Origin of the sequence: Sphingomonas sp. ABOLH (assembly GCF_003951715.1) — a bacterium.
GTDB classification, from domain to species: Bacteria; Pseudomonadota; Alphaproteobacteria; order Sphingomonadales; family Sphingomonadaceae; genus Sphingomonas; species Sphingomonas hankookensis_A.
This window is the reverse complement of record NZ_QQWV01000006.1, coordinates 62,448-74,687: the sequence shown is the minus strand read 5'-3', so window position 1 is coordinate 74,687 and position 12,240 is coordinate 62,448. Positions and strand designations below refer to the sequence as shown.

The 12,240-nt window shown below is 67.8% G+C and carries 15 protein-coding genes; 9 read left to right on the top strand and 6 right to left on the bottom strand.

Features of this window, described 5'->3' with window-relative positions:
* Positions 1-19 precede the first annotated feature (19 nt).
* Positions 20-1,000: an NAD-dependent epimerase/dehydratase family protein gene (locus CA237_RS04640; RefSeq protein ID WP_066688488.1), complete on the top strand. Its 981-nt coding sequence runs from the start codon at positions 20-22 to the stop codon at positions 998-1,000.
* On the opposite strand, the gene dapE is transcribed toward CA237_RS04640, so the two are convergent.
* Positions 985-2,151 (bottom strand): succinyl-diaminopimelate desuccinylase, encoded by a 1,167-nt coding sequence (dapE, locus tag CA237_RS04635; RefSeq protein ID WP_066688490.1) that lies wholly within the window; start codon positions 2,149-2,151, stop codon positions 985-987. The genes CA237_RS04640 and dapE overlap by 16 nt on opposite strands.
* A 69-nt stretch (positions 2,152-2,220) precedes the next feature.
* Between dapE and CA237_RS04630 the strand changes: the two genes are divergently transcribed.
* Positions 2,221-3,192 (top strand): esterase-like activity of phytase family protein, encoded by a 972-nt coding sequence (locus tag CA237_RS04630; RefSeq protein ID WP_066688492.1) that lies wholly within the window; start codon positions 2,221-2,223, stop codon positions 3,190-3,192.
* Between the two features lie 118 nt (positions 3,193-3,310).
* Positions 3,311-4,477 carry a nucleotide sugar dehydrogenase gene (locus CA237_RS04625; protein ID WP_066688494.1) on the top strand — a complete coding sequence of 389 codons (1,167 nt, stop codon included), beginning with the start codon at positions 3,311-3,313 and terminating at the stop codon, positions 4,475-4,477.
* A 169-nt stretch (positions 4,478-4,646) separates the two neighbouring features.
* Here CA237_RS04625 and CA237_RS04620 read toward each other — a convergent pair whose 3' ends face one another.
* The 3 genes from CA237_RS04620 to rpmB all read right to left on the bottom strand — a co-directional run bounded on the left by CA237_RS04620 (position 4,647) and on the right by rpmB (position 6,084).
* Complete coding sequence (locus CA237_RS04620; RefSeq protein ID WP_126013123.1) at positions 4,647-5,141, bottom strand: DUF523 domain-containing protein; 495 nt, start codon at positions 5,139-5,141, stop codon at positions 4,647-4,649.
* Positions 5,138-5,554, bottom strand: coding sequence for an NUDIX domain-containing protein (locus CA237_RS04615; RefSeq protein ID WP_066688498.1), 417 nt, complete (start codon positions 5,552-5,554; stop codon positions 5,138-5,140). Before CA237_RS04615 ends, CA237_RS04620 begins: the two co-directional genes overlap by 4 nt.
* A gap of 230 nt (positions 5,555-5,784) precedes the next feature.
* Entirely contained in the window at positions 5,785-6,084 is a 300-nt protein-coding gene (rpmB, locus tag CA237_RS04610) for a 50S ribosomal protein L28 (RefSeq protein ID WP_066688500.1), read from the bottom strand.
* Positions 6,085-6,247: 163 nt separating this feature from the next.
* On the opposite strand from rpmB, the gene CA237_RS04605 reads away from it, so the two are divergent.
* The 4 genes from CA237_RS04605 to map are packed head-to-tail and all read left to right on the top strand — an operon-like array spanning position 6,248 to position 8,001.
* Positions 6,248-6,478 (top strand): hypothetical protein, encoded by a 231-nt coding sequence (locus CA237_RS04605; RefSeq protein WP_055791532.1) that lies wholly within the window; start codon positions 6,248-6,250, stop codon positions 6,476-6,478.
* 58 nt (positions 6,479-6,536) lie between these two features.
* A complete protein-coding gene (locus CA237_RS04600; RefSeq protein ID WP_066688605.1) occupies positions 6,537-6,971 on the top strand; it encodes a nucleoside deaminase in 435 nt (144 codons plus the stop codon).
* A gap of 48 nt (positions 6,972-7,019) precedes the next feature.
* Complete coding sequence (locus tag CA237_RS04595; protein ID WP_066688503.1) at positions 7,020-7,226, top strand: ParD-like family protein; 207 nt, start codon at positions 7,020-7,022, stop codon at positions 7,224-7,226.
* Position 7,227: 1 nt separating this feature from the next.
* The gene (gene map, locus CA237_RS04590; RefSeq protein WP_126013177.1) at positions 7,228-8,001 is read left to right on the top strand and encodes a type I methionyl aminopeptidase; all 774 of its coding nucleotides are present in this window, start codon (positions 7,228-7,230) and stop codon (positions 7,999-8,001) included.
* 128 nt (positions 8,002-8,129) lie between these two features.
* Here map and CA237_RS04585 read toward each other — a convergent pair whose 3' ends face one another.
* The gene (locus CA237_RS04585; protein ID WP_066688507.1) at positions 8,130-8,807 is read right to left on the bottom strand and encodes an OmpA family protein; all 678 of its coding nucleotides are present in this window, start codon (positions 8,805-8,807) and stop codon (positions 8,130-8,132) included.
* Positions 8,808-8,980: 173 nt separating this feature from the next.
* Here CA237_RS04585 and CA237_RS04580 point away from each other — a divergent pair, with 173 nt between their 5' ends.
* Together CA237_RS04580 and CA237_RS04575 are read left to right on the top strand one after the other, a co-directional pair.
* The gene (locus tag CA237_RS04580) at positions 8,981-10,285 is read left to right on the top strand and encodes a hemolysin family protein (protein ID WP_126013120.1); all 1,305 of its coding nucleotides are present in this window, start codon (positions 8,981-8,983) and stop codon (positions 10,283-10,285) included.
* Positions 10,286-10,349: 64 nt separating this feature from the next.
* On the top strand, positions 10,350-11,609 hold the full coding sequence (locus CA237_RS04575; protein WP_084401306.1) for a cation:dicarboxylase symporter family transporter: 1,260 nt from the start codon (positions 10,350-10,352) through the stop codon (positions 11,607-11,609).
* 21 nt (positions 11,610-11,630) lie between these two features.
* On the opposite strand, the gene CA237_RS04570 is transcribed toward CA237_RS04575, so the two are convergent.
* Positions 11,631-12,236 (bottom strand): hypothetical protein, encoded by a 606-nt coding sequence (locus tag CA237_RS04570; protein ID WP_066688513.1) that lies wholly within the window; start codon positions 12,234-12,236, stop codon positions 11,631-11,633.
* Positions 12,237-12,240 lie beyond the last annotated feature (4 nt).

Sequence of the window (12,240 nt, the reverse complement as noted above, 5' to 3'; positions counted from 1 at the left end):
CTTGGGAATCTGACGCTCCATGAACGGACCCGTCCTCGTCACCGGTGCGGCCGGCTTTGTCGGCCACGCGACGGCACACCGGTTGCTCGACCGGGGGGAGCGGGTCGTCGGCATCGATATCGTCAACGACTATTATGATCCGGCGCTCAAGGACGCCCGTCTCGCCACGCTGACCGCGCGCGACGGCTTTACCTTCCATCGTGGCGATATCGTCGAGCCGGGCCTGATCGCGCGGCTGATCGCCGACCACGGTGTGACCCGCGTCGTCCATCTCGCGGCGCAGGCCGGCGTGCGGTACAGCATCGACAATCCCTTCGCCTATCAGCACGCCAATCTCGCCGGCCATCTGGCGGTGCTGGAGGCGTGCCGTCATGCGCCGGGGTTCGTCCATCTGGTCTATGCCTCGTCCAGCTCGGTCTATGGCGAACGGGAGATGGGCGAACGCGGCTTTTCGGAAAGCGACGCGGCGGTGGCGCCGGTCTCGCTCTATGCCGCGACCAAGCGGTCATGCGAGTTGATGAGCGCCGCCTATGCCAAGCTCTACCGCTTTCCGCAGACGGGCCTGCGCTTCTTTACCGTCTATGGCCCGTGGGGCCGGCCCGACATGGCCTATTTCTCGTTCACTGACCGCATTTTGCGCGGGGAACCGATCGAGGTATTCAACGAAGGCCGCATGGCGCGCGACTTCACCTATATCGACGACATCGTCGACGGGGTGGTGGGTGCGCTGGACCATGTGCCGGAGCGGGGGGAGCACCGGCTGCTCAACATCGGCGACAGCCATCCCGTATCGCTGATGGAAATGATCGCGACGCTCGAATCGGCGCTGGGTCGCGAGGCGGTGAAGCAGATGCGGCCGATGCAGCCCGGCGACGTGCCGGTCACCTTCGCCGACGTGTCGCGGCTCCATGCGCTGACCGGCTATCGGCCGAAGGTGATGCTGGCCGAGGGCCTTACCCGCTTCGTCGCGTGGTATCGCGACTATTACCGGGTCGGCTGAGTCGCCAATCCGGCCAGCGCGATGTCGGCATAGATCGCCACCAGCGCCCGCAAGTCGTCGACCGCCACCGCCTCGTCCACCTTGTGCATCGTCGCGTTGAGTAGCCCGAACTCGACCGTCGGGCATAGCCGCGACAGGAACCGCGCGTCCGACGTGCCGCCGGTGGTCGACAGTTCGGGCGTCAGCCCGGTGTGACGCTCGATCGCCGCCGATACCAGCGCCGAAAATGCGCCGGGCTGGGTCAGGAACGCCTCGCCTGAAATCCGGCCCTCGACTCGTGCTTCGGGCGCATGGGCGTGGACGATCGCGGTGATGCGTTCGACCAGCTCGTCGCCGCGATGCTCGTCATTGAAGCGGATCGACAGGCGCGCGGCGGCGTGGCCGGGAATGACGTTGGTCGCGGGATTGCCGACGGTGATGTCGGTCACCTCGATATTCGATGGCTGGAACCATGCATTGCCGGTGTCGAGCGTCACCGCCTCGATCGCGCCGAGCGCCGCGACCAGCTTCGGGATCGGATTGTCGGCCAGGTGCGGATAGGCGACATGCCCCTGCCGTCCGGGCACGTCGATCCAGATATTGACCGACCCGCGCCGCCCGATCTTGACCATGTCGCCCAGCCGCTGCTGCGAGGTGGGTTCGCCGACCAGGCACAGGTCGGGGGCGATGCCGCGTGCCGCCATCCGGTCGATCAGCGCGCGGGTGCCGTACACCGCCGGCCCTTCCTCGTCGCCGGTGATGATCAGGCTGATCGTGCCCGCATCGGCCGGCACCCGTTCGGCGGCAGCGACGAAGGCGGCGACCGCGCCCTTCATGTCGACCGCGCCGCGCCCGAACAACAGACCGTGGCGCTGTTCGGGGGCGAAGGGCGGGCTGGCCCAGCCGGGACCGGGGGCGACGACATCGACATGGCCGGCAAAGGCGACATGCCGTCCGCCGCTGCCCCGCACCGCCAGCAGGTTTTCGACCGGGCCGTCGGGCGCCTCGCCGGTCACGAACCGGTCGACCACGAAGCCCAGCGGCACCAGCGCAGCCCCCAGCAGGTCGAACACGGCGCCCTGCGCCGGGGTCACGCTGTCGCACGCGATCAACCGTGCCGCCAGATCCACGACATCCACCACCGGCTCCGACCCTTTTCCCGCGCTGTGCATGGCCGGCGCTGTATCGCAATTGCGGAAAATGGCTAGGTGGGCGGCGGTGCGATCGGTTAAGGCGCGCGGATGTTGCGTGTCCTCCTGGTCTGTCTTGCCGTGCTGCTGCTGGTGCCCACCTGGGCGGGCAGCGAGCGGTTGCCGCTCTATCGCGGGACGCCGGTCATCCACAGCAAGCCCGTCGCGCTGTTTCCGGGCGATCCCAAGCGGGTGAAGAACGGCGTGCTGACCTATCTCGGCGGGGTCGAGCTGACCTCGCCCGACCCGGCGTTCGGCGGTTTTTCGGCGCTGCACGTATCGGGCGATCGGTTCCGCCTGCTGTCGGACGGCGGCGCGCTGCTGCAATTCCGCATGGGCGCCGACTGGCAGGTCCGCGACCCGCATGTCACCGAACTGGCCGGGCCGGGCACCGGCTGGGAAAAGCGCGACCGCGACACGGAATCGCTCGCCATGCTGCCGAACGGCGACATGCTGGTCGGCTATGAACGCCATAACCAGGTCTGGCGCTTCGACCGCAACCTGCGCCCCGTCGCCCACGCCGCCCCGTCGCTGATGAAGCCATGGTCGGACAATAGCGGCGCCGAGGCGATGGCCCATATGCCCGACGGGTCGACCATCGTGATGAGCGAGGCGTATCTCTGGCCCCGCCGCTGGGGGTTCGTCGCGCTGCGCTATCCCGGAGGCGATCCGACCGTAGCGGGGGCGAAGCCCCGCGTGTTCCACTATTATCCGCCCCTGCATTATGCGGTGTCCGATGCGGCGGCGCTGCCCGACGGCCGGCTGCTGGTGCTGACCCGCAGCGCCAATATCCGCGATTTCTTCACCGCGCGGTTGCAGGTCGCCGATGTCCGCAACCTGAAGCATCACGAAGGGGTCAAGGGAAAGACCGTCGCGATGTTCGAAGGTCCCGTGCTGCACGACAATTTCGAAGGGATCGCGCTCACCCGCGAAGGCGACCGCCTGATCCTGTGGATGGTGTCGGACGATAACCAGTCGCTGTTCCAGCGCACCTATCTGCTGAAGTTCGCTGTCGCCTATTGAGCGAGCGGACTGGCGCGAACCGCGCCGGCGCCTTATGCTGTATTGCAGCAAGAGGTGTCGCGCGACGTTGCGCAGCACCTGACGGACGCGGCGCGGCCGGATAACGGGGATGGTTCGAATGAAGATCGCGGTTTTTGGGCTGGGCTATGTCGGCATGTCGAACGCGGTGCTGCTGGCGCAGCATAACGATGTCGTGGCGGTCGATATTTCGGAAGATCGCGTCGCGCTGGTCAACGACCGCAAGTCGCCGATCATCGATGCCGAGCTGGAAAACTTCCTGTCCGAGCGCGAACTGCAGCTGACCGCGACCACCGATGCCGCCACTGCACTCGCCGGGGCGGACTATGTCATCGTCGCCACCCCGACCAATTACGATGTGCAGACCGACAAGTTCAACACCGGCTCGGTCGAGGCGGTGATCAAGCTGGCGGTCGAGCATGCCCCGGCGGCGACGGTCATCATCAAGTCGACGATTCCGGTTGGCTTCGTCGACGACGTGCGCCAGCGGCTGAACGCGCCGAACGTCGTGTTCAGCCCCGAATTCCTGCGCGAGGGCCGGGCGCTCTACGACAATCTCCACCCGTCGCGGATCATCGTCGGCGAACGTTCGGAGCGCGCGCGAATCTTCGCCGACCTGCTGCTGCAGGGCGCGGAGAAGAAGGACGCGCCCATCCTGTTCACCGACAGCCGCGAGGCGGAGGCGATCAAGCTGTTCGCCAACACCTATCTCGCGATGCGGGTCGCCTTCTTCAACGAACTCGACAGCTATGCCATCGCCGGCGGCATGGACACGAAGCAGATCATCGAGGGCGTCGGCCTCGATCCTCGCGTCGGCATGCACTACAACAACCCCAGCTTCGGCTATGGCGGCTATTGCCTGCCCAAGGATACCAAGCAGCTACTGGCGAACTATTCCGAGGTCCCGCAGAACCTGATCCGCGCGATCGTCGACGCGAACCGCACGCGGAAAGACTTCCTGGCGGACCAGATCATCGCGCGTCGTCCGAAGAAGGTCGGGGTCTATCGCCTGACGATGAAGGCGGGGTCGGACAATTTCCGCCAGTCGTCGATCCAGGGGATCATGAAGCGGGTCAAGGCCAAGGGGATCGAGGTCGTGGTGCACGAACCGAGCCTCGACGACGCCGACTTCTTCGGCTCGCGCGTGGTCAGGGACCTCGATGCGTTCAAGGCCGAATGCGACGTGATCATCGCCAACCGCGCCGCGCCGGAACTGGGCGATATCGGCGACCGGTTGTTCACCCGGGATATCTTCGGGTCGGATTGAGGCGGGGGCTGGGGCTGGACGGACTGGCTATTTCGCCACCCCGGCCTTGATCCGGGGTCCCGCTTCTTTTGCTGCCGTCGAAGAAGAAGCGGGACCCCGGGTCAAGCCCGGGGTGACGTTGGGGCAGGCCCAGGCCTCCTTCGCGTCAGCGCGATCTTGCGGCCCCCGGCTACGACTCCCCCAACACCGCCGCCAGCGCGCCGATGTCCCGGTGCGAAAACACCGCGACCCCGTGCTGCCGTAACAGCGCCGCCGTCACCCCCGCGCCATCGATTCGCCGCCCGCTGAAACTGCCGTCATAGATGAAGCCGCTGCCGCAGGACGGGCTGCCATCGGTCAGCAGTGCATAACGGCAATCGTGGCGCATCGCCTGGTCCAGCGCGATTCCCGCACCTGCCAGAAAGGCAGCGGTCACATCCGCCCCGCCGATCTCGATGATGCGAGCGTCGCCGCCCAGTACCGCCGCGCCGTCCCGGCCCTCCGCAATTTCCGCCGGTGGCCGGGGCGTCGGCAATCCGGCCATGACCTCCGGACACACCGACACGGTGCGGCCCTGCGCCACCCAGCGGTCGAGCAGCGTGTCCTCCAGCGTCTTGGCCGATCCGTCATACCGCACCGGTCGACCGAGCAGGCAGGCGCTGACCAGGATCTTTGACACCGTCATGCGCTTGTCGTCAGCCTCGCGAAGATCGGCAGGACGTGATCGCGGGTGAGCGGCGCGAGCGGCATCGTTTCCGCTGCCGCCCGGTCGACCCACAAGGCTTCCTCGATCTCCAGCCGGGGGGCGGGATCATCGGTACTGCGGACATGGAACAGCTCGGCATGGACCATCCGTCCCGCCTCGTTTGCTGCCGGCGCTGCGAAGTGGCCGAGAAAGGCCACGGCGGCACGGTCGACGACGAGGTCCAGTTCCTCGTGCAATTCGCGGCACAGCGCGTCGACCGGCTGTTCCCCGGTCTCGATCTTGCCACCGGCCTGCATGAACCAGCGAGTGCCGGCCTTGCGGACGAGCAGCATACGCCCGTTTCCGTCTTCAATCAGGGCGGCGGCGATGCGGATCATGTCGGGGTCGGCCATGGTCCGATTCTGATACCGGCGAATCGCGACCGCAAGCGCGATCGTGCCCGGAGCGGGAGCCTCGGAGAAACCGACTCCGTCAGCTCCGGCTTTCCGACGCTCGACCGGTCGAGCGACATCATCCGGCCCAACTTCGGCAGCCAATCTCGACGAACGCCACGCACGACAAAACCCGCCGGGTCGCTGCGCAGCGCCCCGGCGGGTCCGTCATCTTAACCGGCGTGACCGAATCAGGCGGCGGCGGTTGCCGCTGCGGCCTTCTTCTTCACGTCGCGCTTCAGGCGGCGGGCACGCAGCGACAGGTCGTCGTCGCTGGTCTTCAGCAGCCAGTTGTCGAGGCCGCCGACATGCTCGACCGAACGCAGGCCGTGGGTCGACACGCGCAGGCGGATCGAGCGCTCCAGCGCTTCCGACATCAGCGTGACGTTCTGCAGGTTCGGCAGGAACGTGCGCTTGGTCTTGTTGTTGGCGTGGGAAACATTGTGACCCACCTGCCGGCCCTTGCCGGTCAGCTCGCAGATGCGCGACATGATATGATCCTGATTCTGTGTCGGGACACATGCCCCGGAAAGACGGCGCGGATAGCGTCGAACGGTCCTCGCGTCAACCACAAGGGTGCGGGTGCAACCCGTCCGCCCACGGCTGCGTTGTTACGGCAACGATTCGGATGATGACAAGCGTGGGAGACGGTGGATGCGCGGATTTCTGGGGTTGCTGGGCGTGGTAGTCCTGATCGTCGCGGGGCTGATGGCGTTCAACTTCATCAATATCGACCAGACGCAGCGCGCCGCCCTGCCGCAGGTGAAGGTGGAGGGCGGGCAGGCGCCCAAATTCGATGTCGAGGTCGGCAAGGTCGAGGTCGGCACGGTCAACCGTTCGGTCGAGGTCCCGGCGATCAAGGTCGAACGCCCCGCCGGCCAGTAACGGCTGGCTGCCGCCGCGCGGCGCTGGCATGGGGACGGGCATGTTCGACGCCACCCCGATGCGCCAGGCACTCGCCGCCGCCCGCGCCGCCGCCGATTCGGGCGAAGTGCCGGTCGGCGCGGTGGTGATGCAGGCGGGACGGGTCATCGCGACCGCCGCCAATGCCCCGCGCGCGCTCGCCGACCCCACCGCCCATGCCGAAATCCTCGCGATTCGCGCGGCGGCGCAGGCACTGGGCCGCGACCGGCTGGAGGATTGCGACCTATGGGTGACGTTGGAGCCGTGCGCGATGTGCGCCGGCGCCATCGCCCATGCCCGCATCGCCCGGCTCTATTATGGCGCGTCCGATCCCAAGGGCGGAGCGGTCGAACATGGCCCGCGCTTTTTCACGCAGCCGACCTGCCACCATCGTCCCGACATCTATCCGGGCATCGCCGAGGCCGAATCGGCAGCGCTGCTGCGCGACTTCTTCGCCGACCGCCGCGGGATTTGACCGCACGATATACGGATCATATATGGTTCGTATATCGGGAGGACGGCCATGGGTATCGTGAAGATCGACGACGCGCTGCACGAGGAAGTGCGGCGGGCGAGCGGGGTGTTGTGCCGCTCGATCAACGCACAGGCCGAATTCTGGATGACGATCGGCATGATCGCCGAGGCCAACCCCGACCTGTCGTTCAACGATATCGTCCGCACCCGCCTCGCCGCCGCGCAGGTCCGCGCGGTCGATGCGGTCGCCGCCTGACGTGGTGAAATCGCCCGCCGAACTCGAGCTGATGCGCGCCTCGGGGCGGTTGCTCGCCAGCGTGTTCGAGATGCTCGACCGGCGGAATTTCGCCGGCATGTCGACGATGGCGATCAACGACATGGTCGAACGCTTCATCGTCGAGGACTGCGCAGCGCGCCCGGCGAGCAAGGGGCAGTACGGCTTTGCCTATGTCCTCAACAGCTCGATCAACGACGTCGTCTGTCACGGCGTGCCCGATGCTGCGGCGATCGTGCGCGACGGCGACATCATCAACCTCGACATCACCCTGGAGAAGGACGGCTTCATCGCCGATTCGTCCAAGACCTATATGATCGGCACGGTGACGCCGCAGGCGCGGCGGCTGGTACAGGCCGCGCAGGGCGCGATGTGGGCCGGCATCGCGCAGGTCCGCCCCGGCGCCCGGCTGGGCGATATCGGCGCGGCGATCGAACGCCATGCCAAGAAGCAGGGCTACAGCGTCGTACGCGAATATTGCGGCCACGGCATCGGCCGCGAGATGCACGAGGAACCCTCGGTCCTCAATTTCGGCCGCCCCGGCACCGGCGCGGTGCTGCAGGAGGGGATGACCTTCACCATCGAACCGATGGTCAACCAGGGGTCGCGCAAGCTGGTGCAGGAGGATGACGACTGGACCGTCGTCACCGCCGACGGGAAACTGTCCGCGCAGTTCGAACATACTGTCGCGGTGACCGCGACCGGCGTCGAGGTGCTGACGCTGCGCAGCGACGAAACGCCGCCGCGCCGGCGGTAATGGGCAGCCATAACCGTAGACAAGTCGTCACCCCGGACTTGATCCGGGGTCCCGCTTCTTACTTCGGTCAAAGGAAGTGGGACCCCGGGTCGAGCCGGGGTGACGAAGAAGGCGAATTTACCGTCCAATCAACGCAGCTGATCCTGCTCGATCGGCACGATCTTGATCTCGACACGGCGGTTTTCAGCGCGGCCTTCCTCGGTTTCGTTCGACGCGATCGGCTGGGTCTCGCCGAAACCGCGCGTGCCGATGCGGGCCGACTGCACCCCGCGCGAGGTCAGGTAGCTGGCGACCGAAGCGGCGCGGCGTTCCGACAGCGTCTGGTTGTACGCGTCCGATCCGGTCGAATCGGTGTGGCCGTACACGTCGATATAGGTCTGGTTGTAATCGCGCAGCACGTCGGCGACCTGGTCCAGCGTCGCACGGAACTGCGGCTGCACATTGGCGCTGTCATAGGCGAAGGTGATCCCCGCCGGCATGTTGAGCACGAGATCGTCGCCGCGCCGCGTCACTTCGACATCGGTGCCGGCGGTGCGGGCGCGCAGGTCGCGCTCCTGCTTGTCCATATAGGCACCGATGCCCGCCCCGGCGAGGCCGCCAATCCCTGCGCCCAGAATCTTCTCGGTCCGGTCGCGCCGGCCGCCGACCAGGTCGCCCAGCAGATAGCCGCCGACCGCGCCGCCGATCCCGCCGATCGCCGCGCGCGAGATGCTGCGCTCGCCGGTTTCCGGATCGGTCACGCACCCGCCGGTCAGCAGCGCCGCCGACAGTGCGCCCGCGATCCAGAATTTCGAGCCCTTCGCCATATTGTCCTCCAGCGTATCCGATTTCGGGTCTTGCCCGGAAAAACCGGGTAACGCGGTACTTGTTCCGCAGCCGTTTTGAACGGTTCCTGACTGACCGGGCGCGCTAATCGCAACGACCGGACGACTCGCCGGTTGTGCGCAGCGCGGCATTGCGGCATGGATGGGCCAGTTCAATGGAACCTCTCACACCCTTCCCCTGGTTCGACGTCGTCATCATCCTCGCGCTGGTGGCGTTGAACGGCGTGTTCGCCATGTCCGAACTCGCCATCGTTTCCGCGCGCAAGGCACGGCTGGAAGGCCTGGCGAAAGCGGGGGGCAGGGGCGCGCAGACCGCGATGCGGCTGGCCGACGATCCCGGCAAGTTCCTGTCGACCGTCCAGATCGGCATCACCTTGATCGGCATCCTGTCGGGCGCCTATTCGGGCGCAAGCCTCGGCGGGCCGGTCGGCGAGCGGCTGGTGCTGCTCGGCCTGCCCGAATCGCTGGCCGCCAATGTCGGCTTCGGCCTGGTCATCGGCGTCACGACCTTTGCCAGTCTGGTGATCGGCGAGCTGGTGCCCAAACAGTTCGCGCTGCGCAGTCCGGAGCCGATCGCGGTGCTGGTCGCGGTGCCGATGCTGTGGCTGTCGCGGATCACCGCGCCGTTCGTGTGGCTGCTCGACACGACCTCGGGCCTGATCTTCAAGCTGCTGCGGATGAACCGCGAATCCGAAAACCGGGTGACGGCGGAGGAACTGCACCTGCTGGTCGCCGAAGCCAGCAAGTCGGGCGTGATCGAGGAGCATGAGCGCTCGATCATCTCGGGCGTCGTCCGCCTGGCGGACCGCCCGGTGCGCGAGGTGATGACGCCCAGGACCGAGGTCGAATGGCTCGACGTCACGCTCGACGATGCCGGCATCCGCGCGGCGATGGCGACGACGCCGCACACCCGCCTGCCGGTCGCCGAAGGATCGGTCGATGCGGTGATCGGCGTCGTGCAGGCGCGCGACATCGTCGCGGCGATCTGTCGCGGGGAGCCGCTCGACCTGCGCACGCTGCTGCACGAAGCGCCGGTGCTGCCCGATCAGGTCGACGCGATGGACGCGTTGCAGGCGATCCGCCGTGCGGCGGTGCCGATGGGCCTCGTCCATGACGAATATGGCCATTTCGAAGGCATCGTGACCCCCGCCGACCTGCTGCGCGCCATCGCCGGCGACTTCGCATCGGATGCGGAGGAAGGCGATCACCCGCATATCGTGCGGCGCGAGGACGGGTCGCTGCTGGTGTCGGGCCAGACGCCCGCCGACCAGCTGGCCGAACGCATCGGCATCGACCTGCCCGAAGACCGCGACTATGCGACCGTCGCCGGCCTCGCGCTCGCCGTGCTCAAGCATCTGCCCACCGAAGGCGAATATTTCACCGAACAGGGCTGGCGCTTCGAGATCGTCGACATGGACGGCCGCAAGATCGACAAGTTGCTGGTCGAGGAAGCGGCCTAGCAGCTGCCGGCGCGCCGGTTGACTCGACCGGGTGGCGGACCGATCATCGCCGCGGGGGGCTATCATGGCAGCACGATCTTTCGCGGCGCTCCGGCGCATGCCGGCACCGGCATGGCTGATGCTGGCGCTGGTCGCCGGCTTCGCGGCCGGGGCGCTGTCCGGCGGGAACGCCACGGCGCTGACGGCAGCCGGGCTGATCGGTGGGCTGTGGCTCGATGCGCTGCGCATGACGATCATCCCGCTGGTGTTCGCGCTGGTCGTAACCGGGGTCGCGCGGCTGCGCTCGGCGACCGGGGCCGAGGGTGCCGCGCTCGGCCGGCGCCTGCCGCTCGTGCTGATCGGCATGCTGTTCCTGTCGGCGATCGTCACCGCCATCGTCGCCCCGCTGCTGATCGACCGGTTCACGATCCCGCAGGACAGCATCGCCGCGCTGCGCACCATGGTCGCGGCAGAGGTCCCGCCGGTCGTGCCCGGCCCGGTCGAATCGATCCGCGCGATGGTCCCGACCAATCCGGTCGCCTCGGCCGCCTCGGGAGCGATCGTCCCGCTGGTCCTTTTCGCGCTGGTGCTGGGACTGGCGCTGGGCAAGGTCGAGGAAGGTCCGTCCGCCGCGCTGCTCCTCGCGCTCCGCGGCCTTGGCGATGCGATGATCGTGGTCATCGGCTGGGTGTTGCGCCTGGGTGCGCTCGGGATCGGGGCGCTTGCCTTTTCGGTCGGGGCGTCCGCGGGGGTGAGCGTGCTCGCGATCCTCGTGCAATATGTCGCCGCCTCGCTCGCGCTGTCGCTGCTGCTGATCGCGATCGGCTATGGGTTGATGCGGCTGGCCGGCGGCATTGGATTGTGGCGCTTCGCTCGCGCGGCGGCCCCGGCACAGGTGATCGCGGCGAGCACGCAATCGTCGCTCGCCACCTTGCCGGCGATGTTCCTCAGCGCGCGGGCGCTGGGCGTCGCCGACCGCGACGCGTCGGTCGCGCTGCCGATCGCGGTGGCAGTGTTCAAGATCACCGCGCCGTCGAACACGCTGTTGCTGGCGCTGACGCTCGCGTGGATGGGCGGGGTGCCGGTGTCGCCGCTTCAGGTCGCGATGGCGATCCCGCTGGCGGTGCTGTCCAGCCTGCTGATCCTCGGCCTGCCCGGCGCGGTCAGCACCTATGCCAGCGCGGCCCCGTCGGTCGTTGCGCTGGGCGCGCCGATCGAGCTGCTCCCCGTCCTCGTCGCGGTCGATGTCATCCCGGACATTGCGCGAACCGTCGCCAACGTCACCTACGACCTGATCGCGACCGTGATCGCCACGCGCGGGGGAACGACGGAGCAGGGGCTCTAAACAAATCCCAAGCGGCGCGCGCTACAGCTTCCCGAACTTCGCCTCGAACCCGGCGATATCGCCCGCCGCCAGGAACTGTGCCTGTTCGACCCAGCGATCCTTCGCCATGCGCGGGGCGAACATGCCCAGTTGCGCGGCGACGGCGTCGGCCTGCGCGGCATCCAGCCGGGCCAGCGTCGCGATATCGGGAATCCCCCGTTCGACCAGCATCGCCGCGACCTTCGGCCCCAGACCCTTCAGCCGGGTCAGGTCGGTGTCGCCCGCAACCGGAGCCGGCGGGGCGGTCACGACCGGGGCGGGCGGCACGACGGGGGCCGCCGCCGGTGCGGGCGGTGCGACCGACGTCGCGATCGGTTCCGCCGGCGCAGGCGCAACCGGCTCCGGCGTCCGATCCACCGGCGTGGCCGGCCGCTGCACGACCTCCGCCTCGCTGACCGGGGCATCGCCGCGCTCCAGATGCCCGGCATCCTCCAGCTCGCGCGACGCCTGCCGCCGGGCGCGGGCCAGCTTCATGCCGTACGCGATGCCGATGATCGTCACCACCGCCAGCACGGCGATCAGGACCAGATGCGCTGTCGTCAGCACGCCCAGGAAGCCGGGCGATTGCAGGGGGGAGGTGCTGTCCATCGTC

Bases quoted from the DNA above. Each gene is read 5' to 3' on its own strand.
- CA237_RS04575 (WP_084401306.1), top strand. From the start codon at position 10,350: ATGGCAGCACGATCTTTCGCGGCGCTCCGGCGCATGCCGGCACCGGCA.
- CA237_RS04605 (WP_055791532.1), top strand. From the start codon at position 6,248: ATGCGCGGATTTCTGGGGTTGCTGGGCGTGGTAGTCCTGATCGTCGCG.
- CA237_RS04600 (WP_066688605.1), top strand. From the start codon at position 6,537: ATGCGCCAGGCACTCGCCGCCGCCCGCGCCGCCGCCGATTCGGGCGAA.
- CA237_RS04580 (WP_126013120.1), top strand. From the start codon at position 8,981: ATGGAACCTCTCACACCCTTCCCCTGGTTCGACGTCGTCATCATCCTC.
- CA237_RS04640 (WP_066688488.1), top strand. From the start codon at position 20: ATGAACGGACCCGTCCTCGTCACCGGTGCGGCCGGCTTTGTCGGCCAC.
- CA237_RS04615 (WP_066688498.1), bottom strand. From the start codon at position 5,554: ATGGCCGACCCCGACATGATCCGCATCGCCGCCGCCCTGATTGAAGAC.
- dapE (WP_066688490.1), bottom strand. From the start codon at position 2,151: ATGCACAGCGCGGGAAAAGGGTCGGAGCCGGTGGTGGATGTCGTGGAT.
- CA237_RS04595 (WP_066688503.1), top strand. From the start codon at position 7,020: ATGGGTATCGTGAAGATCGACGACGCGCTGCACGAGGAAGTGCGGCGG.
- CA237_RS04625 (WP_066688494.1), top strand. From the start codon at position 3,311: ATGAAGATCGCGGTTTTTGGGCTGGGCTATGTCGGCATGTCGAACGCG.
- rpmB (WP_066688500.1), bottom strand. From the start codon at position 6,084: ATGTCGCGCATCTGCGAGCTGACCGGCAAGGGCCGGCAGGTGGGTCAC.
- CA237_RS04570 (WP_066688513.1), bottom strand. From the start codon at position 12,236: ATGGACAGCACCTCCCCCCTGCAATCGCCCGGCTTCCTGGGCGTGCTG.
- CA237_RS04585 (WP_066688507.1), bottom strand. From the start codon at position 8,807: ATGGCGAAGGGCTCGAAATTCTGGATCGCGGGCGCACTGTCGGCGGCG.
- CA237_RS04620 (WP_126013123.1), bottom strand. From the start codon at position 5,141: ATGACGGTGTCAAAGATCCTGGTCAGCGCCTGCCTGCTCGGTCGACCG.
- CA237_RS04630 (WP_066688492.1), top strand. From the start codon at position 2,221: ATGTTGCGTGTCCTCCTGGTCTGTCTTGCCGTGCTGCTGCTGGTGCCC.